Genomic DNA, 26332 nt, shown 5'->3' with positions numbered 1-26332 from the left:
TTTATTCGGATTATTTAGAGCGTTTATAAAATGGCGCTGCGATAATTTTTGCTTTAAGCCGCTTATTGCGGATTTCAACATCCACTTCCGTGCCCAGCTCGTTATGCTTAGCATCCAGCAAAGCCAGCCCGATATTCTTTTTCAATGTCGGCGACTGTGTACCGGTCGTGACTTCGCCGATTTTCTCATCGCCCTTGTAAACTGCATAGCCATGGCGCGGGATGCCCTTGTCGATCATTTCGATGCCGACGGATTTGCGGGGTACCCCGGCTTCTTTTTGATCCACTAAAGCCTGTTTCCCAATAAAGTCGGATTCTTTTTTCAATTTGACGGCAAAACCAATGCCGGCCTCAAGCGGTGTGATGTCTTTTGACAATTCTTGACCGTATAGCGCAAGCCCTGCCTCAAAACGCAGCGTATCGCGTGCACCGAGTCCTGCCGGCACGAGGCCTTCCGATTCACCTGTTTCTAAGATACGGTCCCATAGAGCCGTGACGGCTTCTGGGCTGCCGTAGATTTCGAACCCATCTTCACCTGTGTAGCCGGTGCGTGAAACCAACACTTGCTGCCCAGCGACTTCTACTTGGTCCTTGAAGCGGAATGGGCGGATCGCCGATAAATCTTCTTTCGTCAACGCAGCCAATACTTTTTCAGCCAGCGGCCCTTGCAGCGCAAGCAGGCCAAAACGTTCTGAGGCATTATCAAGTTCGACTTCGCCTTCGCGATGTTTTTGCATCCATTCGAAATCCTTGTCGATATTCGATGCATTGACCACCAGCAGGTAGCGCTCATCTTCGAGTTTGTAGACGAGCAAATCATCGATCGTGCCACCATCTTCATAACACATCGCCGTGTATTGCGCCTGGCCGTCCTGAAGCTTTGATACATCATTGGTCAGCAATTTCTGTAAATAAGACAGGCTGTCCGGGCCCGAGACGAATATCTCGCCCATATGGGAAACATCAAACAATCCCGCTTTAGTGCGGACTGCTTCATGCTCGTCCTTGATGGAAGAAAATTGCACCGGCAATTCCCATCCGCCGAAATCAATCGTCTTGCCGCCGTAGCGGGCATACGAGTCAAACAAAGGTGTTCGCTTCAATTGTCCCAATCTCTTTCCCTCCTGTTTTCAAAGCACACAAAAAAGGACAGAAAATCCCCTTTATAAGAAAAGGGAATTCTCTGTCCTGGCACCTGAAAGTTTACCGTAACGGCTTTCCTCATCGGTAGCTGCACATCGTCAGCGTTCTCCAGAGATGCGTCCTGTACGAGTCTTTTTGCCTGAGAGATTCATGATGTAATCATTTGCTCCTTCGGCGACGCCAATGCGTTCTCTCCCCGTACAATCATCCGCCCAAATCAATGTTGAATTGGTCCATCCCGCTATACAGAATAGTATAACTTCGACTACATCCTAACATTGAATCGACGAAAGCGCAATCTTTTTTACCTTAACGACTCAAACACGAATATTTTAGTATTATACGTTCTGATCATTCGTTTTCAGGCGTTTAACTTGAAATGCAGCGTATTGGGTAATCTGCCGCAGCGTCCGGTGTTCGGTCCGGATGGTAATATGCGCCGTCCGTTTGTAATCACGGTAACGCGATTTATGGAGCGATTCGATTTCCTCGCGCGTCGAGCGCCTGACAATCGGGCGGTTCGGGTCTTTGTGGATACGCCGCCAGATTTCCTTAAAAGGCGCATCCAGGAACAACACGAGCCCTGTCTGGCGCATGAGGCGCTGGTTTACTTTACGCATCGTAACACCGCCGCCGGTAGAGATGATGCAATGATCCTGTTGCAAATTTTGCAAAAATTCCGTTTCGAGATTCCTGAAATATTCTTCGCCAAAACGCTCGAAGATTTCCGGTATCGTCATGCCCATTTGACGGACGATTTCTTTGTCCATGTCATAATAGGGCATCTTCAATAAAAAACTTAGCCTCCTGCCGACCGCACTTTTTCCGCAGCCCATAAAACCGATCAAATATATTCTGTTCATTGTTCCCACCCGTACTACCCTACTCAGGGATTTTATTTTGCCCAATTTCCATCAGTAGTTGTATAGTAGCATTTCTATGAACATTTTCCAAACTATCATAAGTTTGATATTCAATCGCATAAAGCAGCACCATATGGGATAACAGCGACAGTGCCGACAGAAAAAACACCAGTGACAGTGGATAGACTGCTCCGGATTGGCTAGTCAGAAAGCGAAAGCGCATAATCGGCCTCCTCTTTTGCGCCGCTTTGGAACTCCAGCAGGATGGTCAACCGCTTGCCTTCTAGCTGAAAAAAACTGTTTTTCACATCGGTCAGCATGATTTCATGGCCTAGCTGGTCTTTTCGCTTGCGGACAACGCTGCCATACAATTCGATATCGTAAACAACCCCTTCACGAATAATGCGAACGCCTTTTCCATCGCGCATAATGTAAATTTGTTCGCTGCCATCCAGATACTGCTGCAGCTCCAGCGCAAACAGACGGAACTCTGTCGCGCCGGAATCCAAATCCACCAGCATATGCGAACTGAACAAATAAAACATCGCGGCAAGCGGCAGCATGATCGATAATGCCAATAACTCCAGCAAGCTGTCGAGAAACGTAAATCCGTTTGACGATCGGATATTCACTCGATGCATAAGCGTACCTGCTTTCCTTGAAAATCTACGTAGTCAACACAATGGCCATCCGCTTGCCAAGAATACAGCGTACCGTTCACTGAGCGCTGGCCTTCAATACTGCCTGTAGCGGCAATGGTTTTTGCCGCTTCATGCAAGGTCTCATAAGCCGCGAGGCGCTCTTTTTTCAGTTCGAGCCTGACTTGCATATCATGGACGAGCGGCAACAGCGAACCGAACACCAGAAATACCATAAACAGGCTGAGCATCGTTTCCGCCACGGAGATGCCCTTGCTATTTTGAAACCACCACGCGCCCTTTTCCAAGGTGGACCGTCACCGTCCTTTCCCCGCTGCTGGTCGAAAAGCGCATGGTGCCTGGCTGGCGGATCGACCCATTCGGTGTGAAGTATACTTCGCGCAGATTGCTGGATGCGTTTAAGGTAATCGACTCCGGCATGGGCCTGGCATACCCAGCGCGGGTCACGCCATACATCACTTCATAACCTGGCTTGTGGTCCCTGAAAACCAAAATTACCGACGTGCTGAGTGAATAGCTCTGGCTTTGGGCATAATGGATATCTTGTTCCAGCAACGCAAAAAACCGGTCTTCTTCGCGCTTTTTTTCGAGCGGCGCCACAGATGCCACAACAAGCGAAGCGCTCATTCCGACTGCCATCAATACGAGCAGCATTTCAATTAAGGTAAAGCCTGAACAGCTTTTTAAGATGCTTTTGATGAGCTCACCACGCCGTCAACGGAAATATTGATCACTTCCCCGTTCGGGCAGCTCGTTTCGCCTGTTTTCAAATAGCCTTCGGATACCAAATCCGCCATGACTGGCACGGCTTTTTTATCCATTCGATAGGATTCCACTTGGCCCTGGACCATCTGCACAAATGCCTTGCAGCCTTTTTCATCGACCGCCGATGTCTGTTTCGAGACATTCGGGATGGCGATAGCAATCAATACCGTAATGATCAACATGACGATCAACATTTCAATAAGTGTAAAGCCCCGTTGGTTTTTTAATCGTTTCATCGTATTCCTCCTTATATCGTATGGACGAGATTGTACATCGGCAAGAGAATCGCCAAATAAGCGGCGACGATACAAACGGCAATCAGCACAAAGAAACTGGGCTGGATGATTTTCAATGAACGCTGGGCTTGCAGTTCGATTCGGTCGAGCAACACATCGCTATAGAGCATCAATTCTTTCCCGAGCATGCCGGTCGCTTCCCCGTGGCGGATGAATGCCGCCATATCATTCGCCGCAAAGTCGTGGCGCCCAACAGCAACAGACAGGGCAATGCCGGTCTTGACTTCGTCGTGGAGCGATTCCGCAATCTGGCTGATGACAGGGTGATGCCGCTGCATGCGCAGAAGCTTCAGCGCTTCCTGCAAGGAAATTCCGCTATGCAACAGCGTGCCAAGCTCCCTAGAAGCGAGCTGTGACCAATACAGCCGCATAGCAGGCCCAACGACCGGCAGCTTGATCAATAGCGCAATTTGGCGCTCGGCAGGCAGCCGCTTGATATATCCGCGAAAGCCAATAATGATCACCGCTGCAGCCGTGAAAACGGCGATCGCCATGTCCGGGATGCGCAGCAAATACACCGGGACCCCTTCGCCGTCTTCGCCGTGCTGCAGCGAAGACATTAAGGCAGTCAGATTCGGCACATAATTGGTCCTGAAAAACATGAACAAGGCGGCGGTAAGAATCAATAGCGAGACAGGATAAACGAGGATGTTGCGCAGTTTCTTCTGCACTTCTTCGGTCCGCTTGAACCCAGCAGCGATGCCATGAATCGCCTCACCAAGCCTGCCATGGAACTCGGCAATCTCGACCGGGAACAACACGCGCTCACGGAAGCCAAGAAATTTCAGGACTTCAGCAGCATTGCCGCCGCCCTTCAAGATTCGGTCCATGCCTGCAAGTGCTTCATCTACACGTTCTGTGTGCATCGGCAAAAGAAGCGTCATGGCGACGGGAAACAAATAGCCTTCCGACATCAACACCGAAAGCCTCGTCAAAAACTGGGCGCGCTCACGAAACGGCAAGCGCCTAGAACTCGAAACCGGAATGAAGCGCACCGATCCTCACCCCTTCCCGGATCTGTCCGCCGAACGATAAATGCTCGGGCAGTTGATAATCCTGCTGTTGTCTCGCCGAACGGATGGCATCGGCCAAACTTGCATCGCACAGAATTTCATATAACGCGCGATGCTTCGTTTCGAGCTGGTCCAAATCCTCGTACATCGGCACAATTTTCTGGGCAGCGATGCCGATGAGCGTCTGAAGCATGTCTTCATAAGGAATCCCAAGGTCATGGAGCCTGTGGAGGCAGCCGACCGAATGCCTGGCATGAATCGTCGAAAACACCAAATGCCCTGTCAATGCAGCCCGGACAGCTATTTCAGCGGTTTCGGCGTCACGGATTTCGCCGATCATGATAATGTCGGGATCGTGCCGTAAAATGGCTTTCAAGCCGGTCGCATAATTCATTCCCGACTTTTCGTTTACCTGGATTTGGAGAAAGGCCGGATTTTGACGCTCGACAGGATCTTCCAGGGTAATGACATTGCGGTGGAGCCGTTCGGAGCAATGACGCAAAAGAGAATATAACGTGGTGGATTTGCCGCAGCCAGTCGGTCCTGTTAAAAGCATTAGCCCTTGTCTTTCGCCCGCAAGCTTCTCGAGCAGCCTGGCTGAATCGCGGAATGCCGCCAATTCATCAAGAAATAACGCGGTGCTGTCTGGAATGACGCGGATGACGATGCTTTCTTTCGTCATCACAGATGGCAATGTTGAAATTCGGAAATGGTGAGTATGGTCATTCATCTGAAGATGAAATGAGCCGGTTTGGGGTTTTCGTTTTTCGCTCATGTCCAAAAGGGAGAGGTATTTGAAGTAAGCAATCATGCGATCGCCTAAATCGAAGGGGATTTTCGCCACCGGCTTGAATTGGTTATACGTCCGGTAGGTGATGCTGTAATCGTGGGGTTCTGGCCTGATGTGGATATCGGTGGTTTTTTCTTCTACGGCAGAATGCAATAGGTCGAAGCATCGCCGTTCAATGATATCTTGCATATTCACCTCCTGTCCGGGTCTGCGAGCGGAGGCTGCCTCTCCGCTCCCCATTAGTATAAGCACATGGAGGGCCATTGAATATCGAAAATACCAAAATAATTATTTCACCCCCTCAATGGCCTGAAATCCAGGTTTTCAGGGCATGTGCCCATCGCTTGAGAACGCTTAATGGATAAGCCTACACCGCTTTGTCACAAACTAGCCCGAAGTCCTTGTTTACACATAGACTCGTCTTCCTATATAATGAATAGGAGATTATTGTATTGTGGCAAAGGAGGGATTACCCATGGATAATATGTTTAAATTAATGGGATGGTGGACTGGAATCTTTGCAATTTTATTTTATGTCGGCGATATGGTAGAAGTATCATTGTTGATGGTTGCCAATACCGGCTTCTTCGTTCTTCTTGGATACTTAAACATTTCTGAACGCATGTACATGTATATTTTTGGAGCCTATCTAACAGTCTTTTTCGTTGGCTTTACTTACTACTCTACGTTCATCCACGTCCCAGGAGCAGGTCATTAATAGTAACTGAATGTGAACACAAAAAAACGGCCATCTCGGCCGTTTTTTTCTGTCCTTTACATGCGCAGGAAAGGGTTATGCTGTTGTTCCTGTTTTGGGGTCGTTTCCGGCCCGTGACCTGGGAACAGGAAGGTTTCTTCCGGCAGCGTCAATAGCGATTCGCGGATCGATTTTAGCAATAGCTGTTCTGAGCCTTCCGCTAAATCGGTGCGTCCGATGCTTCCTGAAAACAAAGTATCGCCGACAATCGCGAAACGGTCTTCCGGAAAATAGAAGCTTACGCTGCCTGGCGAATGCCCGGGCGTATGGAACAACTCCATATTGAACGGGCCGATTTCAAGCGATGGTTCATCGGTGATCCACTCGTCTGCATCCGCTACGCGGTAGTCTGGCAATGCCGCGTATTTGCCAGAGCCGTTCAAATTCGGTCGTCCAAGGAAATCGCGTTCTTTATGGTGAAGGTAAACAGGGATTTTATATTTCTCCCTCAATTCATCGACCGCGCCGATATGGTCGAAATGGGCGTGTGTCAGAAGGATCGCAAGCGGCGTCAATTGCTTGCGTTTCAATAAGTCTTGGATTTTTCCCGCTTCCTCGCCGGGGTCGAAAATGATGCATTGCTTGCCTTCCCCTGATATGATGTAGCAATTTGTTTGCACTGGTCCTAGTTCCAGCCGGTCGATTTTCAACATGTCTTTCACCTCATTAGCAGTATATCATGAACACATTCTTTTGCTTGTTCAATAGAATGACATTTTTACGCCTCGACAAACTTGCAGAATTTCTTTACAATATAAAGAGTAGAAGACGGCACTGGCTGTTAAAGTTGAAGGGAGTGTCATAAGATGAGTTGGATTTTGATGGTTATTTTCGGCCTCACAGCAGTTCTTGCTGCAATCGGTACAGTTCAAACCCTAAGAAACAAAGAAGTTTTAGGATTCTTATTTAATTTTGGGACCTTTGTTATTTTCGGCGGTTTCACCGTTGCAACTCTCATTACACACGGTTACCCACCTGGCCTTCATTAAGAAAAAGAAACCGGCGCATTCATTGCGCCGGTTTTTTTATTGCCCATAAAGAAAAGAGCTGCCAAAACGAGATCGTTTGGCAGCTCTTTCTGGATTATGGTTGTTGTTCATCCAATGTTTTCAATTGGCCATTTTCTTCTTCATAGAACCTCAGCAAATCGCCGTTGATGATCGATTCGGAGTACTGCAATTCCTCAAGGGCACGTTCAGCATATGGGTCGCATACGCTTTGGTCTTCTACCGGTTCCCCCGTTTCGATATCGTAGCAGACATTTGCTGCATAGACATATTCATCGGTGACAAAGCGTCCATCACGGAAAATGACGAATTCCTCGTGTTCTTCAGAGAATAAATCGCCCCCGAATTGAATGTCTTTTTCAGTCTCCATGCCCATCAAGTGAAGGATGGTCGAACGCATATCCACTTGGCCGCCGATTTCTTCATCGACATATCCTTTTTCATAGCCCGGGATATGGACGAAAAATGGCACCTTTTGCAATTGTGCCGATTCATACGGTGTAATTTCCTTGCCTAGATACTGCGCCATCGCTTCGTTGTGGTTATCGGAGATGCCGTAATGGTCGCCGTACATGACGATGATCGAGTTTTCGTACAAGCCTTGTTCCTTCAAATCGTCGAACAAGGTTTTGACCGCTTCATCCAAATAACGCACCGTCTGGAAATAACGGTTCAAAGTGCCTGAATTGGAATCGAATTCCTCAATGAACTTGTCTTCTTCGTCCAATGTGAACGGATGGTGATTCGTAAGCGACAACAGGCGTGTGTAGAACGGCTGTTGCATTTCCGTCATATGGTCAACAGATTGCTCAAAGAACGGAATGTCCTTCATGCCCCAGTTGACCGCCTGGCCTTCACCTACTGTGTAGCTCTGGATATCGTAGAATTTGTCGATGCCAAGTGATTCGTACATCATGTCACGGTTCCAGAAGCTTTTCGTATTGGCGTGTTGGACATTGGTCGTATACCCTTCGTTGCCCATCTTTTCCGCCATGGAATTGAAGGTATTGCCGCTGTGCGTAAAGAACACGGCGCCACCGCTCAGCGGGTACATGCCGGTCTCGAGCAAGAACTCAGAGTCGGAAGTTTTCCCAAGACCGGTCTGGTGGTAAAAGTTTGGGAAATAAATCGTATCTTCGTCTTGCGTCAATTCGTTCATGAACGGCGTGATGGTCTCGCCGTTCATTTCATTGTTCAAGACAAAGGTCTGCAACGATTCGAGCGTGACGACGATTAAATTGCGTCCTTCCGCTGCGCCGTACATCTCTTCAGATGGTTCTGCCTGATTCGAACGGACGTAGTTAGTCACTTCCGTCAATTCCGAGCCGTCCGCAAGCGCTCGCTGTGCTTGGGATTTCGATTGAATGTAGACATCATATAGGTGGTAATTGTACATCCCTAGGTTCTTGACGAGCATTTCGCGGTCAAAACTTCTCGTCAATAGCTGCGGGCGTTCCGCTTCAGCAAGGCCAAGGTTGAAGAACAGGACTGCTGCCGACAGGACAAAATATGCTTTGCGGTGTGTCGCCGCTGATTTGACTGCGGACTGCTTCTCCTTCACAAAGCGCATTGCCAAAAGAATGATGATGATATCGGCAAAATAGAGAATATCGGTCCAGTAGATGCTCGCGGCAGCACTGTTTCCGAGATCGCCGAAATTATCCGTTTGGAACAGGACTGGCAGTGTGATGAAATCCGTAAAAAAGCGGTAGAACGCCACATTGCCGTATAAAATGACCGAAGTCACAACGGCGATGGCTAGGATATAGCGATTTCTTGCTTTCTTGCTCTTGAAGAAGAGCGCGCCTCCATAGGCGAATAATAGTAAGCTTAAGGGGTTCAAGAACAGGATGAATTCCTGTAATGCATTGTCGATTGTAATGGAAAAGGCCGTTTTGTAGACGACATATGTCGTCAGCCATGTCGCGATGACTGCGATGGCCAGGACCGAATGCTTAGGGCATTCTTTGTTTTTCATTGCCGCACATCCTCCTCGTCTTACCGGAGCGTTTGTCCGGTTCGTGCGAATTTCAGTTTCAAGTAAAATGGAAATTCAATACCTTATAGTATAGAACAAATCACCCTCGAGCGAAAGCAATTACCCTTAATTGACGCACCAAAACGCTTTCGGTTTCATGATTTTCCTTTTTTCTCATATTCTGTGCGTTTTTGCCGCAAAATCATCAAAGCAGACGCGAATTCACGCGGTGTGATGAAATCGTGGTCGTACAGCTCGCGGATGTCGGATTCCATCAAATCGAGATCCGAAATAAAATCTGCCGTGTAGACGATCGTTCCATACCTTTTCAGCAATTGCATTACATCGTAAAGGTCTTTCATGCTCTCACCGCCTTCGAATCGATTGTTCGTTTTTCCGTGATGATGCCATCGACAGGGATGTCGTGGCTTTCGATAGGCAATTCGCCAGTCAGTTGGAAATCAAATGCAAGCGACAGGGTATTGCCGTTAAAGCCGCTTAAATAGCGATCATAATAACCTCCGCCAAAGCCGATGCGGTAGCCGCTTTCCGTAAAGACAACACCCGGTACAATCAATAAATCGATGCTTTCGGAGTCGATCGCTTCCGTTTCGCCTTCGATCGGTTCCTGCAGGTCCATGTACACCACTTCCAACTGGCCGAGCCTGTGGAACAGCCGGAAATCCATCGTCCGGTCTCTTGCAAAACATTTCGGCGCGGCGACTTTTTTCCCTAGCCGCCAGCACGCTTTGATGAGCGGAATCGTATCGACTTCAGGCCAGCGCGAGATAGTTACTCCAATGGTTTCGGCTTTTTGAAAAACGGGGTCTTCCAGAAGTTTCTCCAAAATTGCCGATGACATTTGAGCATGTTGTGATTCTGCAAGTTCACTCATTTGGCCGATGACCGATTTCCTCAACACTGCTTTTTCCATTACGCAAACGCCCCTTCTGCTGAACTGTGGATTGTCTTTATGTATAGTGTCTATCGTAAACTGCGGATAACAAAAGAAAAAGCCAAAACCCCGAAAGGTTTTGGCAGTCAATTACTTACTTCGTTTCACGGTGTGTTGTCATTTTCTTTTCACGTGAGCAATATTTTTTCAATTCAAGACGCTCAGGGTTGTTGCGCTTATTTTTAACAGTGCTGTAGTTTCTTTCGCCACAGTCTGTGCAAGCTAGTGTAATGTTTACACGCATCGATATCCCTCCCAATTCTTTCAAAAAATCCATTTCATTAATAAGCGTGATCTATACGACTTAATTATTATAGCATACCTTCAGTGATTGTCCACTGAAAAATGATGCTTCCCCATCATTTCCCTAAATAAAAAACCACAGCCGCTGCTGTGGTTTTTTGTCATTTGTTCAGATCGTAATGGCGGCCGCGGACGAGGTAGAATAATTGCTCGGCGATATTGGTCGCATAATCCGCAGATCGTTCCATATAGCGGCAGATAAATGCCAGCTGCGTCACTTGGCTAAGCTGTTCCGGCTCTTTTGCGCTGTGCTGGAACAAAAGGCGGATCGCTTCGCCGTACAAATCATCGACTTCATCATCAAGGTCGGCGATTTCCTTGGCTTTTTCCACGTCTTCCTCAATCAAGGCATCAATGCCCTGGCGCAGCATGGAAGTTGCGAGTTCGTGCATGCGTTGGATCTTGCTGATTGGCTCAAGCAAGTCCTGCTGCCCGATGCGGATCGTTTCTTTTGCGATATTGACGGCGTAATCGCCGACACGCTCCATGTCCGAGGCTACTTTAATCGTGACAATCAAGCGTCGAAGGTCAGTCGCAACGGGCGATTGCTTGGCGATCAAGAGGATTACCTGGTCGTTCAGCTCTTCTTCGAGGCGGTTGATATTAGCGTCATCGTCGATCACTTGTAGCGCCTTGTCGATGTCATGGGCGATAAGCGCCTTCATCGATTTGTCGAGTGCATCGATGGCCATCGTACTTAGTGTAATCAATTGTTCTTGTGCTGAATGTAGTTCGTATTCAAATTTTTCGCGTACTGCCATTTCTTGTTCCTCCCATTCGTCCATTTCTTATGGCCAGCAGGAAACTCGTTCCCGCTGATTAATGCGGGTCAGCCGAATCGACCTGAAATATAATCCTCTGTCCGTTTATCTGCTGGGTTAGAGAAAATGGTATCCGTGCGGTCATATTCGATGACTTCCCCATTCAGGAAGAAGGCAGTTTTATCGGAAATCCGCGCAGCCTGCTGCATATTATGCGTCACGATGATAATGCTGTATTGCTCTTTTAATTCCTGCACCAATTCCTCAATTTTCAAAGTCGAAATTGGGTCAAGTGCAGAGGTCGGCTCATCCATCAAGATGACGTCCGGTTCGATCGCCAATGTTCGCGCGATGCAGATCCGCTGCTGCTGGCCGCCCGAGATGCCGTATGCATTTTCATTCAGGCGGTCTTTCACTTCGTCCCAGATGGCTGCGCCGCGCAAACTTTTTTCGACGATTTCATCCAGAATTTTCTTGTTTTTGATGCCATGGATGCGCGGGCCGTAAGCGATATTGTCGTAAATCGATTTCGGGAACGGATTCGGCTTTTGGAACACCATGCCGACGCGTGTGCGCAATTCTTCAACACCGTAACTGGATTCGAAAATATTGCGTCCGCGGTATTGGATTTCCCCTGAAGTCTTCACAGAAGGCACCAGTTCCACCATGCGGTTCAATGTTTTCAAATAAGTCGATTTCCCGCACCCTGATGGCCCGATAATCGCCGTGACTTCATTTTCCCCGATTTCCAAGTCAATGTTTTTCAAGGCATGGTTATTGCCATACCACAAATTCAACTGGCGCGTGCTATAGACACTTTCTTTTTCAGCTTGTTCTACTGAAGTAGGCTGTGCTGTATTGATTTTCGTTTTGATCGTTGCTGTGTTCATAATGAACTCCCCTTCCGCATGACACTTTAATAGGATTTATCGAATTTGTTCCGAATGAAGACTGCTATTGAATTCATGAATAACAACACGACCATCAAGACGATAATCCCGGCAGCTGCGACCGTTTGGAACTCAGCTTGCGGGCGGCTCGACCAATCGTAGATTTGCATCGGCAAGGCGGTGAATGTGTCCATGACGCCTTCGGGCAAAAACTGGATGATAACCGGGATGCCGACCACGATCAGCGGTGCTGTTTCGCCGATGGCACGCGACAAGGCCAAGATGCTGCCTGTCAGGATGCCGGGAATTGCTGCCGGCAAGATGATGCGCACGATGGTCTGCCATTTGGTTGCACCCATTCCGTAAGATGCATCACGCAATTCGCCCGGAACCGAACGAATTGCTTCCTGTGCCGCTACGATAATGACCGGCAGGATGAGCAAGCTCATTGTAAATCCTGCTGCAAGGATGCTGTTGCCGAGCGCTAATGCGCGGACAAAAATCGTCAATCCCAAAAGTCCGAAGACCACTGACGGAACCCCCGCCAAATTGGAAATATTCATTTGGATAAACGTCGTGATGCGCCCTTTTTTGGCGTATTCTTCTAAATAAATCGCTGATCCCACACCCAGCAAAATGGACGTTGGGGCAACTACAGCCATTAGCCAGATCGAGCCGACGAGCGCCGCTTTAATCCCCGCTTGGTCTGGGAACCGTGAAGCGAAATTGGTAAGGAAGTCGAGCGATAGATGCCCCGCACCTTGACTGACGATGCGGTACAGCAAGATGACCAGCGCCAGCAGTGCGAGCGCCGTCGCAAACATGAAGAGCCCTTGGAAGACACGGTTGACGACCATCCGGCCGTTCATGCGACGGACAACTTTTTCCTGTTCAATGTATCTCATCTTAATATTCCTCCCGGAAACGTTTTGACATATACCCAGCCAGGATATTCATTGCCATCGTGAAGAGGAATAATGTAAACCCGACCGCATAGATGGAATAGTAGATCGTCGTTCCATAACCGGCATCGCCTTTGGATACTTGCACGATGTAGGCGGTCATTGTCTGGATCGAACCCGTGAAATCGCCATCGAACTTCGGCGTTGACCCTGCCGCAAGCGAAACGATCATCGTCTCGCCGATTGCGCGGGACAAGCCGAGCACAACAGACGCAATGATGCCGGACAATGCTGCTGGAACGGTGATTTTCCAGGCGACTTCAAATTTTGTCGAACCCATGGCAAGCGCCCCGTCGCGGATGCTTTTCGGGACAGACGACATGGCGTCTTCCGACAGCGAAGCGATCATCGGGATGATCATGATGCCGACGACGATACCGGGTGAAATCGCATTGAAAATCTTGATTTCCGGAAAGAAGCTTTGCAATACAGGCGTCACGAACGTCAAGGCGAAAAAGCCGTAGACGATAGTTGGGACTCCTGCCAAGACTTCAAGAACCGGCTTGACGACGCGTCTTACGTTGTCAGAAGCGTATTCGCTCAAGTAAATGGCAGCCGAAATGCCGATCGGCACAGCTACGATAATCGCGATGCCGGTAATTTTCAGTGTGCCGACAATTAGCGGCCAAATGCCGAATTGCGCTCCGCTATTAGCGAACGGCAGCCACGTCGTGCCAAGGATGAAATCAGAAAGCGGTACTCGTGTAAAGAAGGTGACAGTTTCAATGATTAATGTCAGTACAATCCCGATGGTTGTCAAAACCGAAACAGAAGCGATCAGGAACAACAAAATTGGGATGAGTTTCTCAATGATTTTTTTACTTTTCTTATCTTTCGACTTTGCGATCAGTTCTTGAACCGATGTGCGCATAATAGAATCCCCTTTCAACCGCAAAAGGCGAGCAGCAGCTGCTCACCCTAAGACTGAACTTGCAACTTGATTATTTCAACGCTTCAAGATCTGCCAAGCCTTGCTCGTAATCCTCTACTGCCAATGGAACGTATCCGACAGCTTCAGCCATTTGCCCAGCGTTCTCTAAAGTGAACTGCATGAAGTCGTAGGCCGCTTCATCTTCAGCAATTTTCGCATTGTTGGCGTAAGTGAAGAGCGGGCGTGACAGTGGCGAGTAGTCACCGGATTCGATTGTTTCAGGAGTTGGCTCAACGCCATCAATCGTTACGACTTTCAATGTATCTTGGTTCGCGATGTAGTATGCATAACCGAAGAATCCGATGGCGTTTGGATCTCCTTGAATACCTTGAACAAGTGTGTTGTCATCTTCAGACAATGTCGCTGATTCAACGATGTCTTCTTCTTCTAGGATGACTTCATTGAAATAATCGTATGTTCCAGAAGCTGTTCCTGGCGCATAGAATACGACTTCTTCATCCGGCCATTCCGGGTTGATGTCTGACCACATTTTTGTGCTGCCATCTTCTACCCACAGTTTTTTCAGGTCTTCAACTGTCAAATCTTCTACCCAGTCGTTTTCTTGGTTGACGACAACTGAAAGCCCGTCATAAGCAAGAAGGAATTCTGTGTATTCGATGCCTGCTTCTTCTAGAGCAGCTGCTTCTTCTTCTTTAATTGGTCGAGAAGCATTCGAGAAAGCTGTTTCACCTTGGATGAATTTTTCGAATCCACCGCCCGTACCGGAAACACCGACCGTTACTTGGACTTCAGGTTGAACTGCTGCGTATTCTTCAACAATGCCTTCAAGGATTGGTGCGACTGTGGATGATCCGTCACCAGTGACCGAACCTTCTACAACTGCTTCGTCTGAAGCGGAATCAGCCGTTTCGCTGCCTGTTGCAGTTTCTTCCGTGCTGCCACATGCGCCAAGTAGTAGTGCCGATCCAAGAATTGTTGATGCCATAGCGAACTTCCAGTTTCTCATTTTAATGTTTCCCCCTAATATGGTTTGTTGTTTACAAGACCAACTATACGGTTCTATTGTTGAGGACATATGAAGCCATTGTTAAGAAATTGTAAATGACGAAAGCCTTATTGAAAAACACAAAAAAACGCCCGACCAATGTCCAGTTCAGGACTTTGGTCGGGCGGTTTAGTTCATATGGACGGAACGCTTATTTATTTGATGCGCGTGCCGCTAAATGGCGGCTTGATTTCATTCGCTTCGTCTTCGGAGTGCTTAGCTTTCAATTCAAAATACTTGTCTGCCGCAGCACGGGCGATTTCATTATTGGTTTTTGGAACTTTGGTTGGGTCGGTCGTCACATAGGGGATGACGACCGCGTAGGCGATTTCCGGGTCTTCATAAGGGGCGAAGCCGACATGCGCGATATTGACGTTCACCGTGTTATGGAAGGGATTGCCCCGTTCGAAATAAAAAGCTTCTGCTGTACCGGTCTTGCCGGCTGCTGTATACGGCGTATCGCTGAACTGGGCGCGAGCCGAGCCGGAGCTGCCGATATACACATTGCGCATGCCTTCTTTGACACGGTCAATTTCTTCTTGTGTATTATTGATACGGTTCATGATCTTCGGTTCGATGACCGTCTCGATCGGTCCGAGCGTCTCGCCGTCTGGAGAAGCTTTGCGGATCTCCTTGACGACATGCGGCTGCACACGGTAACCGTCGTTCGCAATGGTGGAGATATACTGTGCCAATTGCATTGTAGTGTACGTATCGTACTGGCCGATTGCAAGGTCCAAAAGCTTAGTACCTGGACTTACGCCGCCAAGATAGCCGGTGCCTTCGTTCGGCAAATCGATGCCGGTTTCGACACCGAGCCCGAATTGGGCGTATGAATTGCGCATCAAGGCAAAGCTTTCCGGGGCAACGCTTAATGGCCGGTTGTATTGATATTGCCGGTCGGCGATATCCAAAGCAATTTTGAACATATAAACGTTGGATGACCGTTCAATTGCCATCAGATCGTTCATCGGGATGCGATTGAACGGGGTCGTATTGAAAATCGAATTTTTCTGGGTAGTCCCCGCAAATTTCAACGGCTCATCGATCTGTACTTCTCCCATCTCGACTGCATCTTGTGCATATCCCGTCAAAAGTGTAGCCCCCTTGATGGTCGAACCCATTTCATGGGCGGCTGTGAATGTGCCAAACGCATAATCATTGACGACGCGTTTGCCGTTTTCATCTTCGCCGACGCGTTTACCGACCATCGACAAGACTTCTCCGGTTTTCGGGTTCATCATGACCAAATACGCATCCTTGACGAGCTGTGAGTTGGGCCCTGCTTTTAATGCAAGCAATTTTTCTTCGACGATTTCTTCCAACTCATATTGAAGTTCGCTGTCAATCGTCAAGACCAAATCTTTGCCGGGTTCACCTTCATCTACTGGCACTGTTTCGATGACGCGGCCTCGGCCGTCGGTGACGTTTTTGACGCTCGATTTTTGGCCTTGCAGCACATCTTCATACTGCTGCTCCAAAAAGCTCGTGCCGACGCGGTCATTGCGGGAGTAATCGCGGCTTAAATAATAATCGAGGCGATTGGCCGGGATCCCTTGGTCAGGCGTCGTCGTGCTTCCGAGAATCGTCAAATCGGTCATTTTTACACGCTTCCAATCAGTGACCGTATTGACGCCTTCCAATTTTGGATCGGTCAAGCGCTCAGACACGACGGCGAACTCTTCGTCGGTGACGCCTTCGCCTTTGATGATCTGCGGCGACAACGCATAACCAGAAGTCATTTCACGGTAGATCGCGAGCACTTCTAATTGTTCGTCCGTCAGGCTATCGAGTTCTTCGTCTGTGATTTTCTCACGGACCAAGGCATCGAGTTTCTGTTGCTTTTCCTTTTGAGGCACATCTTCCGCTTCAATCGCAGCGCGTTCTTCAGCTGTTACTTTTTCAGTTGCACTCTCCGTATTCAATTGTATGTAAAAGTCTTGCTTATCGCGCAAAGTCACTTTATCCGTATCTTTTTCGATCAATTTGGCGAGCTCTTCAGCCACATCCATCATCTCGCTGCTCTTGGTCGTCTGCATCTTTGTATAAGTGATGCTGTTGACGGGCTCGTTATCGACTTGCAGGCGTCCGGCGGAATCAAAAATCCTGCCACGCGGCACGCTTGTATTGACCGCCACTTCCTCGGTGCGGGCAATCGCACGGGCGTAATCTTCCCCTTTGACGATCTGCAAATAGCCTAGGCGCAGGATGAGCATGGAAAACAGCAGAAAAATAGCAAAAAAGAGAATGTTCATCCGAAAGGTCGTATTGGACTGGAGTTTGGACTTTGCCAGCGACACACGACGTTTTTGAGGGGTTTTCATGAGCACGTAGCTCCTTTCAAAAAAATATCCAGTTGTTAGTATAGCACGGACATAAAAAAACACACACTTTTTCAGACGAAAAAGTGTGTGTCCAGGTTTCAATATTTAACAATTATTTAGCAGCTTCGTAGCGCTTAGAAACTTCGTCCCAGTTAACAACATTCCAGAATGCTGCCAAATAGTCTGGGCGGCGGTTCTGGTATTTCAAGTAGTATGCGTGCTCCCAAACGTCCACTCCAAGGATCGGCGTTTTGCCTTCAGATAGTGGAGAATCCTGGTTTGGCGTTGACGTGACTTCGAGTTCGCCGTTCGAAACGACTAGCCAAGCCCAGCCAGAACCGAAGCGTGTTTTGCCCGCAGCTTCGAATTTTTCTTTGAACTCGTCAAAGCTTCCGAATTTGCTGTTGATTGCGTCAGCTACCGCGCCAGTCGGCTGTCCGCCGCCGTTCGGGGAAAGAAGCTGCCAGAATAGCGAGTGGTTCGCATGGCCGCCGCCGTTGTTGCGGACAGCTGTGCGGATATCTTCCGGCACTGCGTTCAAGTCAGAAACCAATTCTTCGATTGATTTTGAAGAAAGATCGTCATGACCTTCCAAGGCCGCATTTACGTTTGTTACGTACGTGTTGTGGTGTTTCGTGTGGTGGATGTTCATTGTTTCTTTGTCGATGTGCGGTTCTAGCGCATCGTACGCGTAAGGTAGTTCCGGTAGTTCGTATGCCATGATTAAATTCCTCCTTGAGTCTATTGTTCTACTTTCTTAGCGTATCAAAATTTTCAGACCGACACAAATATAAAGCATATCGCCATATGTTTTTCAGACCTTAGTCGGAGACGGCGGTCAAATCACCCAGAAGAACAAGCCGACCATTATGGCTTGGATGATGCCTTTCGTAAGTGCTGATGTGATAAAGCCGACCACAGAACCGATTCCGGAGCGGATCGATTTTTTGATCGATGATTTGTTGACAAGCATCTCTGCAATGATGGCACCGAGGAACGGGCCGATCAGGATGCCGGCAAACGGGATAATGAATGGGCCGAAAATCAATCCGACCGTGCTGCCTATCAACCCGGCTTTTGAACCGCCGAACTTCTTCACGCCGACCGCATTGGCCAAAAAGTCTGCACCGAACAATAACAGGACAAATAGGATTTCGATGAGCCAGAACCACCACGGCAAATCAGCAAAGCTGAAAAACAGCCCATATATGATGAATCCGCCGAAAATGAACAGCGACGCGGGGATGATTGGGTACACAAGACCGATGAAACCGATGGTGAATAATACAATTATAAAAACCCAGCCGACAATTTCGAGCATCACGAGCCCTCCTTTTCCGATATAAAAACTCCCTTTCATCGTGCCCTACATTTCAAGAAATGTAAAGGATGAAAGGGAGTATGAATCAAGTGCGGTTGCCGAGGATGGCTTCTGCGATGTTGACGGAGTGGTCGCCGATCCGCTCCAAGTTGCTGACGATGTCGACGAAGACGATTCCCGCTTGTGCGGAACATGCGCCTTCGTTCAGGCGAAGAATGTGTTTCTTACGGAATTTGCGTTCCATTTTGTCGATCAGGTCTTCCTGCTCTGCCACTTCACGCGCAAGCTCGTGGCTTGTCGTGTCGAGTGCATCGAGTGATTTCGAAACCGTGGCAATGGTCAATGTGAACATCTCGTCCAAGTCTTCCATTGCTTCTGCAGTCAATTTCACTTTATTGGCTTCCTGGTAATCGATCAATTCGATGATGTTCTCGAAATGGTCGCCGATTCGTTCGATATCACGGACCGTTTCCATCAGCATTGTGTGGCGAGTGGAATCCGCTGCCGAGATCGATTCTGCGGAAATGAGCACCAAGTAATCGGTAATTTTGCCGTCCAGGTTATTGATGGCATCTTCCAATTGATAGCCCATTTCAGCATGCTTCTTGCTTTTCGTTTTCAAATACTCATACGTTTCTTCAAGCCCTTGCACAGAATATTTACCCATGCGCAAGACTTCTTCTTTAGCTTGGCCAAGAGCGATCGATGGCGATTGTTCGATGAAGTTCAAGTCGAGATGCTTCGGCTTGAATTCGATAAGCACTTCGTCGCCAGGAATCACTTTTGTCACAAGGTATGCCCAAGCGCCGATCAACGGGAATTGAATCATGGTGTTGACAACGTTGAACGTCCCGTGCGCAAAAGCAATCTGCATTTTTGCTTCCAGATTCAAAACGCCCGTGAGCCACTCGACATACGCCGTGAACGGCACAAGCAGGATCAGGAAGATGATGGAGCCGATGACATTGAACAAGACGTGGACAGCTGCTGCACGGCGCGCTGCAATGGATGTACCAAGTGCTGCGAGCACAGCTGTAACGGTCGTCCCGATATTGTCACCGAATAGAACCGGCAATGCGGCATCAAGTGTAACCAAGTTCTCTGCGTAGAGCCCTTGAAGAATGGCGATCGTCCCGCTGGAGCTTTGGACGATGAACGTGAAGATTGTCCCTGCTGCAACGCCGAGGATCGGGAATTCACTCAAGTTGACGGTCATGTCGATGAATGCCGGCAATTCACGCAGCGGCTTCATTGCCCCGCTCATCGTTTCCATCCCGAAGAACAATCCACCGAAGCCAAAAATAACTTGGCCGATATTTTGGATTTGGTTTTTCTTGATGAAGAAAATCAAGAATGCACCGACCGCCATGATTGGCAACGCGTACGCTCCGACGTCCAAGCCGATGATGAATGCCGTAACGGTCGTCCCGATATTCGCACCCATGATAACGCCGATTGCTTGTCTTAGCGTCATGAAGCCTGCGCTTACGAGACCGACGACGATAACGGTCGTCCCTGAGCTCGATTGGATCAAAATCGTTACTATGATACCGACCAAGACACCCATGAACGGATTGGTCGTAAAACGGTCCAAAATGTCCCGTAGTTTATCGCCTGCAGCTTTCTGCAAAGCGTCACCCATATACTTGATTGAGAATAGGAAAATACCGAGTCCTCCGAAGAAGGTAAACAGCAATTCCTGCCAATTCATTTCCACGATTCACATTCAACTCCTAAATATAACGTAATGACACCTCACCTATTATGAAGACTTCGCTAAGTAAATGTAAATACCTTTATTGAAAATTTACAAACCCGTAACATAAGCCCGATTTTTTCCCTTTCAGGCGTGATAATATTACATTACAACCGGAAAGGAAGATCGCTGTGAATCTCTACCAACTATTGAAAGCAAGCTTCATGGAACCGAAAAAACGGGCGGCGGTCCGTATCATGCCGATCGGCCGCATTTTGAAATTCGTTTTTTTGTTCATCACATTGCTTTCACTTATCTCATTTGCCGAGTTCGTACTTGGCATCGGCTCGAGCTCCTCTGAACTAGAAGGCCTGCTGCAATTCATAGAAGAAATCGAATGGCTGCTCTACCCGTTTGCGCTCGTTTTTTTATTCGTCTCGACGACGCTCTACCATTTCATCAAAATCAGCGTCTTTGCGGCGTTCGGCTATGGCTTCCTCGCCTGGCTCAAGCGCCGCGGGGAATACCGCCATATGTGGCGCACAGCGGCACTCGCCGTTACCGTTCCGACCATTGCCGCCTATGCGGCGAGCTTTTGGATCAATAGCTTGTGGATTTCGCTGTTGACGAGTTTATGGACGCTGTTTCTTCTATATAGTGCAGCGCGTTTCTATCCGAAAGCCCCACCGGTTAGAAAACAGGGCTAATGTTGCATAGCTGTAAAGAATCTGCACGGAACAGCCGTCTTTCTTGTCTTTTCAAACGAGACACTGCTAAAATGGCTATAGGCAAGAGAAATAGGCCCGCACGTGAATTCCGTGCAAGGGTAAGCTGAGTAACCGTCCGGATTACCGGAAACTCACAAAAAGGAGAGATTTTTAACATGAGCGAAATGACTCACCGTTCAAAAACACGCCCCGTCAAAGTCGGCGATATAACGATTGGCGGCAGCAATGAACTATTCATACAAAGTATGGCCACAACGAAAACACACGACGTAGAAGCAACGGTCGCGGAGATTCTCCGCCTCGAAGAAGCCGGATGCCAAGTCGTCCGTGTCGCTTGTCCTGATGAGCGGGCAGCTTATGCCATCGGCGAAATCAAGAAACGCATCAATATCCCGCTCGTTGTCGATATTCATTTCGACTACAAACTGGCTTTGATCGCGATCGAGCAAGGTGCCGATAAAATCCGCATCAACCCAGGCAATATCGGCCGCCGCGAAAAAGTCGAAGCGGTCGTCAATGCAGCGAAAGCAAAAGGCATCCCGATCCGCATCGGCGTAAACGCCGGTTCGCTCGAACGCAAAATTCTCGAGAAATACGGCTACCCGACAGCGGACGGCATGGTAGAATCAGCCTTGCACCATATCAAGATCCTAGAAGACCTTGATTTCCATGACATCATCGTCTCGTTGAAAGCATCCGATGTGAGCCTTGCTGTCGAAGCATATGAAAAAGCATCGAAAGCATTCGACTACCCGCTCCACCTCGGGATTACAGAATCCGGCACATTGTTCTCCGGAACTGTGAAAAGTTCTGCAGGTCTTGGGGCATTGCTCGCTAAAGGCATCGGCAATACACTCCGCGTCTCCTTGAGCGCAGACCCTGTCGAAGAAGTCAAAGTAGCCCGTGAACTATTGAAAGTCTTCGGTTTGTCTTCGAACGCAGCGACGCTCATCTCATGCCCGACTTGCGGACGCATCGAAATCGATTTGATTTCCATCGCGAACGAAGTGGAAGAATACATCTCCCACATCAAAGCACCGCTTAAAGTCGCTGTGCTCGGCTGTGCCGTCAACGGACCGGGTGAAGCACGCGAAGCCGATATCGGCATCGCCGGCGCACGCGGTGAAGGCCTGCTCTTCATGCACGGGAAAACAGTCCGTAAAGTGCCTGAAGAAACAATGGTCGAAGAATTGAAGATCGAGATCGATAAATTGGCAGAAGAATATTTCGCCAAACAAGCGGAAGAGAAAAAGCAAAAGGAACTTGAACAACAACAAGCATAAGGTTGTGATCATATGTACCGATTTGGCATCGATATCGATGGCACCGTCACCTGCCCCACTTCATTGATTCCCCATATCAATGAAGCGTTCGGCAGCGAGCTGACCATCGAAGATATCCGGGAATACGACCTGACAGCGGCCTTGCCGCAGCTCGATAAAAAAGAGTTCTACTCCTGGTTCAAAAAGCACGAACCGAAAATTTACGCGGCTTCTCCTATTTCGAAAGACGCCAAGCAAATTATCAATAACTGGAAAGACCAATACGAACTTTATTTTATCTCCGCTCGCGGAGATAACGTTCGAAACGTTACATTCGATTGGTTCGAACAGCATGCCATTGCTTACGACCATATCGAATTGATCGGCACACATAAAAAAATCAGCACCGCCAAAGCGCATAATGTCGATTTGTTCTTCGAAGACAAACACGACAATGCGGTAGAAATTTCCGAGGAACTGGACATTCCGGTCATCTTGTTCGACACCCCTTACAACCGTGAGCCGGTGCCGAATAAGGTAGTCCGCGTCTATGATTGGCTCGAAGCCGAGCAATGGGTGAAAAAAGAGTTCGGCGTCCAACAGGAATTGCTCAAGCGGTAAACGAAGAGCGCAAGTCTAACTTGCGCTCTTTTTTATTTGCCCGTTTCTATTGTGAGTAGATAAAAGGGCCTGGCAGCATTAGCTGTCAGGCCCTTTTCATTACTAGCGTTTATTTGCATTCCGGGCATTTCCCGTAGATTTCGAATTTATGGTTGTCGATTTCATAGGCCGGCAACGCCGCTCCCAACAAGTCCATCGGGCATAGCGGAATTTCCTTGATCTTGCCGCAATCCATGCAGATGAAATGATGGTGGTGATGGTCGCTTTCGCAATGCATGCGGAAATGTTTTTCACCGGACAACTCGGTCGCTTCCAAAATGTCGAGCGACACAAACGTCGCCAGGTTTCGGTAAACCGTATCGTAGCTCATGCTTGGGTAGTCTTTTTGCATGACATCCAAAATATCACGGGCGGTCAGATAGCGTTCGTCCCCTTCGAAGATTTCCAGAATCTGATTGCGTTTTGTCGTTTCTTTAAAACCGTTTTCTTTTAGGATGCCCCACGCTTTCGTTAAATTCATGCGGCTGCCCCCCTTTTCTTAGATAACGAGATTTTTCGATAAGCCAGAATGACCAGTAAAATAGCAATGGATGTAACGACAATCGTGCCGCCTGGCGCCAGATCAAAATAAAACGCGGCGACTAGGCCAGTCAAGACCGATATTTCACCAAATAGGATCGATAGCCAGATGGTTTGCTTGAAGCTTTTGGCGACGCGCATGGCTGTCGCTACCGGAATGGTCATCAGTGATGACACGAGCAGGATGCCAACGATGCGCATCGAACCGGCAATGACCAATGCCGTGACGATCATGAACAGAAAGTGGATCCATTTTGCAGGAAGACCGGATGCCCGTGCGTATTCATCGTCGAAGGACAAGACAAACAATTCCTTGAAAAAGATGCGGATAAACGCCAGCACGATCACGGCGATTCCTGCGACAATAAACAGATCCTGGCGGCTGACGGCTGAAACCGTGCCAAAAAGATAGCCGAACAAATCGCTCGAAAACCCTTCCGCCAGAGAAATAAAAATGGCGCCGAAGCCAATGCCCGCGGAAAGGATGATCGGAATGGCCAATTCTTCGTAATGCTTATAGACGCTGCGCAGCCGCTCGATGAGCATCGAGCCCATCACAGACGACGCGATCCCGAGATACAGCGGATTCAGTAGCGCAAGCGCCCCGACACTTTGGCTTAGATAAAGGCTTCCGGCAATGCCGGCAAGCGTTACATGGCTCAAGGCATCTGCGATCAGCGACAGCCGCCGGACGACGATGAAGACGCCGAGAAGCGGCGCGATGACACCGATGATCAAGCCGGATGCGAATGCGTTTTGCAGAAATTCATAGGACAGGATGGCGTCAAGCATGTGTATGGCTTCCTTCCGTATGATGGATTTTCCGGACGGAATGGCCATACCACGCTTCGCGCTTCTCATCGCTCATCATATGCAATTGGTCTTTAAAGCCGTGGAAATGGATGGTCTGGTTCAAGCACGCAACGTGCGAGATGCGGTCGGTCACCGTATCGACGTCATGCGTCACGAGCACCAATGTAATATTGCGCTCCCGGTTGAGCGCAGCGAGCATGTCGTAGAATGCCTGGACATTCTGGACATCGATGCCGACAGTCGGCTCATCGAGTATCAGCACTTTCGGCTTTGAGACGAGTGCGCGCGCGATAAAGACGCGCTGCTGCTGGCCGCCGGAAAGTTCGCTGATGCTGCGGTTTTTAAAGGATTTCATGCCCACTGCATCGAGTGCTTCCTCGACTTGCTGTGCTGTATTTTTCGGCAATTTATGGAACAGCCCGGCTTTTTTCGCTAGCCCCCCTGCCACCACTTCCTGGACTGTAGCGGGAAATGCCGAGTTGAACGAATTCGATTTTTGCGACACATAGCCGATCCATTCGCGGTGTTTGAACTGCTTCGAATCAATGCCGAACAATTCAACGCTGCCTTCAGAAGGCCGAATGAGCCCGAGCATGATTTTCAATAAAGTCGATTTTCCCGATCCGTTCGGGCCGAGTATCGCCAGGAAGTCGCCTGCCTCTACTGTCATCGAAATGTGGTCCAATGCTTTTGTTTGTTCATATTCGTAGCTGACTTCTTTAATGTTGATCAATGGCGCTGCCATAGGGACGCCCCTTTTCCAATAAGAATGATTACGATTTACTATAAAAAGTATAGAGCAGTTGTGTGCTCCTGTAAACCGTTTGGGCTTTAAAATAACGCTTTGGGAAGTCAAATAAGCAATTTGCAAATCGTAAAGGCCTCAATGCATTATCTTGCGCGATCCTTTCCGATTCGGACTGCCTTTAAGTTCATATAAAAAAGAGGCTGTTCGAAATGCCATGTTTCATGACTTTTCGGAACAGCCTCCTCCCCTATTCATTGTGATTCGATCGGCAATTTCATCTTCTCGATGTCATCAGGCGCAAAGTTGCCGTTTTTGAACATCTCGATCTCATATGCATATGGCGCTTTTTTCTTTTTCGCATCCAGTCCGACATATGGGGTTTCAAGTATTTTCGGCACGTGCATCAATTGTTTATGGTGGACGATCGAATTGAGTGCATCAAAACCGATTTCCCCAAAGCCGATATTTTCGTGGCGGTCTTTCCCTGCCCCGCGCACGTTTTTGCTATCGTTGATGTGCAGTACTTGCAGGCGGTCAATTCCGATGATGCGGTCAAATTCCGCCAGCACCCCGTCGAAATCTTCTTTGATGTTATAGCCCGCATCATGGACATGGCATGTATCGAAGCAAACCGACAAACGCTCGTTATGCGTCACGCCGTTGATGATTGCTGCCAGTTCCTCGAAATTACGCCCGATTTCACTGCCTTTTCCGGCCATCGTCTCAAGGGCGATGTTGACCGGGAAATCCTGCGTCAGCACTTCATTCAAGCCTTCGATGATTTTCTGTGTGCCGGCTTCCACTCCCGCGCCGACATGTGCACCGGGATGCAAGACGATTTGTTCCGCCCCTAGTGCTGCCGTGCGTTCGATTTCCGACTGCAAGAACTCAACACCTAGTTCGAATGTTGCCGGTTTGGTCGTGTTGGCGATATTGATGATATAAGGTGCGTGGACGATGATATTCGACAGGCCATGCTCTGCCATATGCGCCCGTCCCGCTTCGATATTCAATTCTTCGATCGGTTTGCGGCGCGTATTTTGCGGCGCGCCCGTATAGATCATAAAAGTCGTAGAGCCGTAGGAAGCGGCTTCCTCACTCGCGCCGAGAAGCATCTTCTTGCCGCTCATCGAGACATGCGATCCTAATAGCATTTACAAAA

General features: G+C 48.6%; 31 protein-coding genes and 1 riboswitch. Of the genes, 5 read left to right on the top strand and 26 right to left on the bottom strand.

Translation table 11 applies throughout. The annotated features are described in order from the left end of the window. Positions 1–10 precede the first annotated feature (10 nt). From gcvT to comGA, 8 genes are all read right to left on the bottom strand, one after another. Entirely contained in the window at positions 11–1111 is a 1101-nt protein-coding gene (gene gcvT / locus AUC31_RS06195) for a glycine cleavage system aminomethyltransferase GcvT (protein WP_058380887.1), read from the bottom strand. A 148-nt stretch (positions 1112–1259) separates the two neighbouring features. Next, positions 1260–1350, bottom strand: a riboswitch (glycine riboswitch). Positions 1351–1480: 130 nt separating this feature from the next. Beyond that, positions 1481–2005, bottom strand: a complete 525-nt coding sequence (locus tag AUC31_RS06190; RefSeq protein ID WP_058380888.1) for a shikimate kinase — start codon at positions 2003–2005, stop codon at positions 1481–1483. Positions 2006–2205: 200 nt separating this feature from the next. Beyond that, on the bottom strand, positions 2206–2646 hold the full coding sequence (locus AUC31_RS06180; protein ID WP_058380890.1) for a ComGF family competence protein: 441 nt from the start codon (positions 2644–2646) through the stop codon (positions 2206–2208). Then, entirely contained in the window at positions 2634–2906 is a 273-nt protein-coding gene (locus AUC31_RS06175) for a hypothetical protein (protein WP_237150717.1), read from the bottom strand. Before AUC31_RS06175 ends, AUC31_RS06180 begins: the two co-directional genes overlap by 13 nt. Before the next feature lie 13 nt (positions 2907–2919). After that, the gene (locus AUC31_RS06170; RefSeq protein WP_237150715.1) at positions 2920–3303 is read right to left on the bottom strand and encodes a GspH/FimT family protein; all 384 of its coding nucleotides are present in this window, start codon (positions 3301–3303) and stop codon (positions 2920–2922) included. Between the two features lie 44 nt (positions 3304–3347). Next, positions 3348–3665 carry a competence type IV pilus major pilin ComGC gene (gene comGC / locus AUC31_RS06165; protein ID WP_058380892.1) on the bottom strand — a complete coding sequence of 106 codons (318 nt, stop codon included), beginning with the start codon at positions 3663–3665 and terminating at the stop codon, positions 3348–3350. A gap of 11 nt (positions 3666–3676) precedes the next feature. Then, positions 3677–4720, bottom strand: coding sequence for a competence type IV pilus assembly protein ComGB (comGB, locus tag AUC31_RS06160; protein ID WP_058380893.1), 1044 nt, complete (start codon positions 4718–4720; stop codon positions 3677–3679). After that, entirely contained in the window at positions 4692–5717 is a 1026-nt protein-coding gene (gene comGA / locus AUC31_RS06155) for a competence type IV pilus ATPase ComGA (RefSeq protein ID WP_058380894.1), read from the bottom strand. Before comGA ends, comGB begins: the two co-directional genes overlap by 29 nt. Positions 5718–6003: 286 nt before the next feature. Here comGA and AUC31_RS06150 point away from each other — a divergent pair, with 286 nt between their 5' ends. Next, positions 6004–6246: a DUF2626 domain-containing protein gene (locus AUC31_RS06150; protein ID WP_058380895.1), complete on the top strand. Its 243-nt coding sequence runs from the start codon at positions 6004–6006 to the stop codon at positions 6244–6246. Between the two features lie 56 nt (positions 6247–6302). Here the strand turns inward: AUC31_RS06150 and AUC31_RS06145 are convergent, their stop codons facing one another. Then, positions 6303–6938, bottom strand: a complete 636-nt coding sequence (locus AUC31_RS06145) for an MBL fold metallo-hydrolase (RefSeq protein WP_058380896.1) — start codon at positions 6936–6938, stop codon at positions 6303–6305. A gap of 153 nt (positions 6939–7091) precedes the next feature. On the opposite strand from AUC31_RS06145, the gene AUC31_RS06140 reads away from it, so the two are divergent. Continuing rightward, on the top strand, positions 7092–7274 hold the full coding sequence (locus AUC31_RS06140; protein WP_058380897.1) for a DUF2759 domain-containing protein: 183 nt from the start codon (positions 7092–7094) through the stop codon (positions 7272–7274). A 94-nt stretch (positions 7275–7368) separates the two neighbouring features. Here the strand turns inward: AUC31_RS06140 and AUC31_RS06135 are convergent, their stop codons facing one another. The 13 genes from AUC31_RS06135 to AUC31_RS06080 form a co-directional block, all read right to left on the bottom strand. Next, entirely contained in the window at positions 7369–9270 is a 1902-nt protein-coding gene (locus AUC31_RS06135; protein WP_058380898.1) for an LTA synthase family protein, read from the bottom strand. A 155-nt stretch (positions 9271–9425) separates the two neighbouring features. Further along, positions 9426–9632 carry a YqgQ family protein gene (locus AUC31_RS06130; RefSeq protein ID WP_058380899.1) on the bottom strand — a complete coding sequence of 69 codons (207 nt, stop codon included), beginning with the start codon at positions 9630–9632 and terminating at the stop codon, positions 9426–9428. After that, on the bottom strand, positions 9629–10204 hold the full coding sequence (locus AUC31_RS06125) for a 5-formyltetrahydrofolate cyclo-ligase (RefSeq protein ID WP_058380900.1): 576 nt from the start codon (positions 10202–10204) through the stop codon (positions 9629–9631). Before AUC31_RS06125 ends, AUC31_RS06130 begins: the two co-directional genes overlap by 4 nt. A 115-nt stretch (positions 10205–10319) precedes the next feature. Continuing rightward, positions 10320–10469: a 50S ribosomal protein L33 gene (gene rpmG, locus AUC31_RS17560; RefSeq protein WP_082799233.1), complete on the bottom strand. Its 150-nt coding sequence runs from the start codon at positions 10467–10469 to the stop codon at positions 10320–10322. A 160-nt stretch (positions 10470–10629) separates the two neighbouring features. After that, positions 10630–11289 (bottom strand): phosphate signaling complex protein PhoU, encoded by a 660-nt coding sequence (phoU, locus tag AUC31_RS06120; RefSeq protein WP_058380901.1) that lies wholly within the window; start codon positions 11287–11289, stop codon positions 10630–10632. A gap of 68 nt (positions 11290–11357) precedes the next feature. Then, positions 11358–12179: a phosphate ABC transporter ATP-binding protein PstB gene (gene pstB, locus AUC31_RS06115; protein WP_058380902.1), complete on the bottom strand. Its 822-nt coding sequence runs from the start codon at positions 12177–12179 to the stop codon at positions 11358–11360. A gap of 26 nt (positions 12180–12205) precedes the next feature. Next, positions 12206–13084, bottom strand: coding sequence for a phosphate ABC transporter permease PstA (gene pstA / locus AUC31_RS06110; protein ID WP_058380903.1), 879 nt, complete (start codon positions 13082–13084; stop codon positions 12206–12208). A gap of 1 nt (position 13085) precedes the next feature. Continuing rightward, positions 13086–14012 carry a phosphate ABC transporter permease subunit PstC gene (pstC, locus tag AUC31_RS06105; protein ID WP_058380904.1) on the bottom strand — a complete coding sequence of 309 codons (927 nt, stop codon included), beginning with the start codon at positions 14010–14012 and terminating at the stop codon, positions 13086–13088. 70 nt (positions 14013–14082) lie between these two features. Further along, complete coding sequence (locus tag AUC31_RS06100; RefSeq protein ID WP_058380905.1) at positions 14083–15039, bottom strand: PstS family phosphate ABC transporter substrate-binding protein; 957 nt, start codon at positions 15037–15039, stop codon at positions 14083–14085. A gap of 194 nt (positions 15040–15233) precedes the next feature. Then, on the bottom strand, positions 15234–17402 hold the full coding sequence (locus tag AUC31_RS06095) for a peptidoglycan D,D-transpeptidase FtsI family protein (RefSeq protein ID WP_058380906.1): 2169 nt from the start codon (positions 17400–17402) through the stop codon (positions 15234–15236). Positions 17403–17514: 112 nt separating this feature from the next. Continuing rightward, the gene (gene sodA / locus AUC31_RS06090) at positions 17515–18123 is read right to left on the bottom strand and encodes a superoxide dismutase SodA (RefSeq protein ID WP_058380907.1); all 609 of its coding nucleotides are present in this window, start codon (positions 18121–18123) and stop codon (positions 17515–17517) included. A gap of 117 nt (positions 18124–18240) precedes the next feature. Beyond that, positions 18241–18723: a DUF456 domain-containing protein gene (locus tag AUC31_RS06085; protein ID WP_058380908.1), complete on the bottom strand. Its 483-nt coding sequence runs from the start codon at positions 18721–18723 to the stop codon at positions 18241–18243. An 85-nt stretch (positions 18724–18808) separates the two neighbouring features. Then, positions 18809–20440 (bottom strand): Na/Pi cotransporter family protein, encoded by a 1632-nt coding sequence (locus AUC31_RS06080; protein ID WP_058380909.1) that lies wholly within the window; start codon positions 20438–20440, stop codon positions 18809–18811. A gap of 170 nt (positions 20441–20610) precedes the next feature. Between AUC31_RS06080 and AUC31_RS06075 the strand changes: the two genes are divergently transcribed. The 3 genes from AUC31_RS06075 to AUC31_RS06065 all read left to right on the top strand — a co-directional run bounded on the left by AUC31_RS06075 (position 20611) and on the right by AUC31_RS06065 (position 23030). Then, a complete protein-coding gene (locus AUC31_RS06075) occupies positions 20611–21126 on the top strand; it encodes a DUF1189 family protein (RefSeq protein WP_058380910.1) in 516 nt (171 codons plus the stop codon). Positions 21127–21302: 176 nt separating this feature from the next. Next, a complete protein-coding gene (ispG, locus tag AUC31_RS06070) occupies positions 21303–22430 on the top strand; it encodes a flavodoxin-dependent (E)-4-hydroxy-3-methylbut-2-enyl-diphosphate synthase (RefSeq protein ID WP_058380911.1) in 1128 nt (375 codons plus the stop codon). A gap of 12 nt (positions 22431–22442) precedes the next feature. Then, on the top strand, positions 22443–23030 hold the full coding sequence (locus AUC31_RS06065) for a hypothetical protein (protein ID WP_058380912.1): 588 nt from the start codon (positions 22443–22445) through the stop codon (positions 23028–23030). Positions 23031–23139: 109 nt separating this feature from the next. On the opposite strand, the gene AUC31_RS06060 is transcribed toward AUC31_RS06065, so the two are convergent. The 4 genes from AUC31_RS06060 to AUC31_RS06045 all read right to left on the bottom strand — a co-directional run bounded on the left by AUC31_RS06060 (position 23140) and on the right by AUC31_RS06045 (position 26324). Continuing rightward, on the bottom strand, positions 23140–23550 hold the full coding sequence (locus tag AUC31_RS06060) for a Fur family transcriptional regulator (protein WP_058380913.1): 411 nt from the start codon (positions 23548–23550) through the stop codon (positions 23140–23142). Continuing rightward, positions 23547–24401 (bottom strand): metal ABC transporter permease, encoded by an 855-nt coding sequence (locus AUC31_RS06055; protein WP_058380914.1) that lies wholly within the window; start codon positions 24399–24401, stop codon positions 23547–23549. Before AUC31_RS06055 ends, AUC31_RS06060 begins: the two co-directional genes overlap by 4 nt. Next, a complete protein-coding gene (locus tag AUC31_RS06050; RefSeq protein WP_058380915.1) occupies positions 24394–25167 on the bottom strand; it encodes a metal ABC transporter ATP-binding protein in 774 nt (257 codons plus the stop codon). Before AUC31_RS06050 ends, AUC31_RS06055 begins: the two co-directional genes overlap by 8 nt. A 254-nt stretch (positions 25168–25421) precedes the next feature. Continuing rightward, positions 25422–26324 (bottom strand): deoxyribonuclease IV, encoded by a 903-nt coding sequence (locus AUC31_RS06045; protein ID WP_058380916.1) that lies wholly within the window; start codon positions 26322–26324, stop codon positions 25422–25424. Between the last annotated feature and the right edge of the window lie 8 nt (positions 26325–26332).

Origin of the sequence: Planococcus rifietoensis, from assembly GCF_001465795.2 — a bacterium.
Taxonomy (GTDB): domain Bacteria; phylum Bacillota; class Bacilli; order Bacillales_A; family Planococcaceae; genus Planococcus; species Planococcus rifietoensis.
Note: the sequence above shows the minus strand (reverse complement) of the source record. Positions and strands in the feature narration are given on the sequence as shown.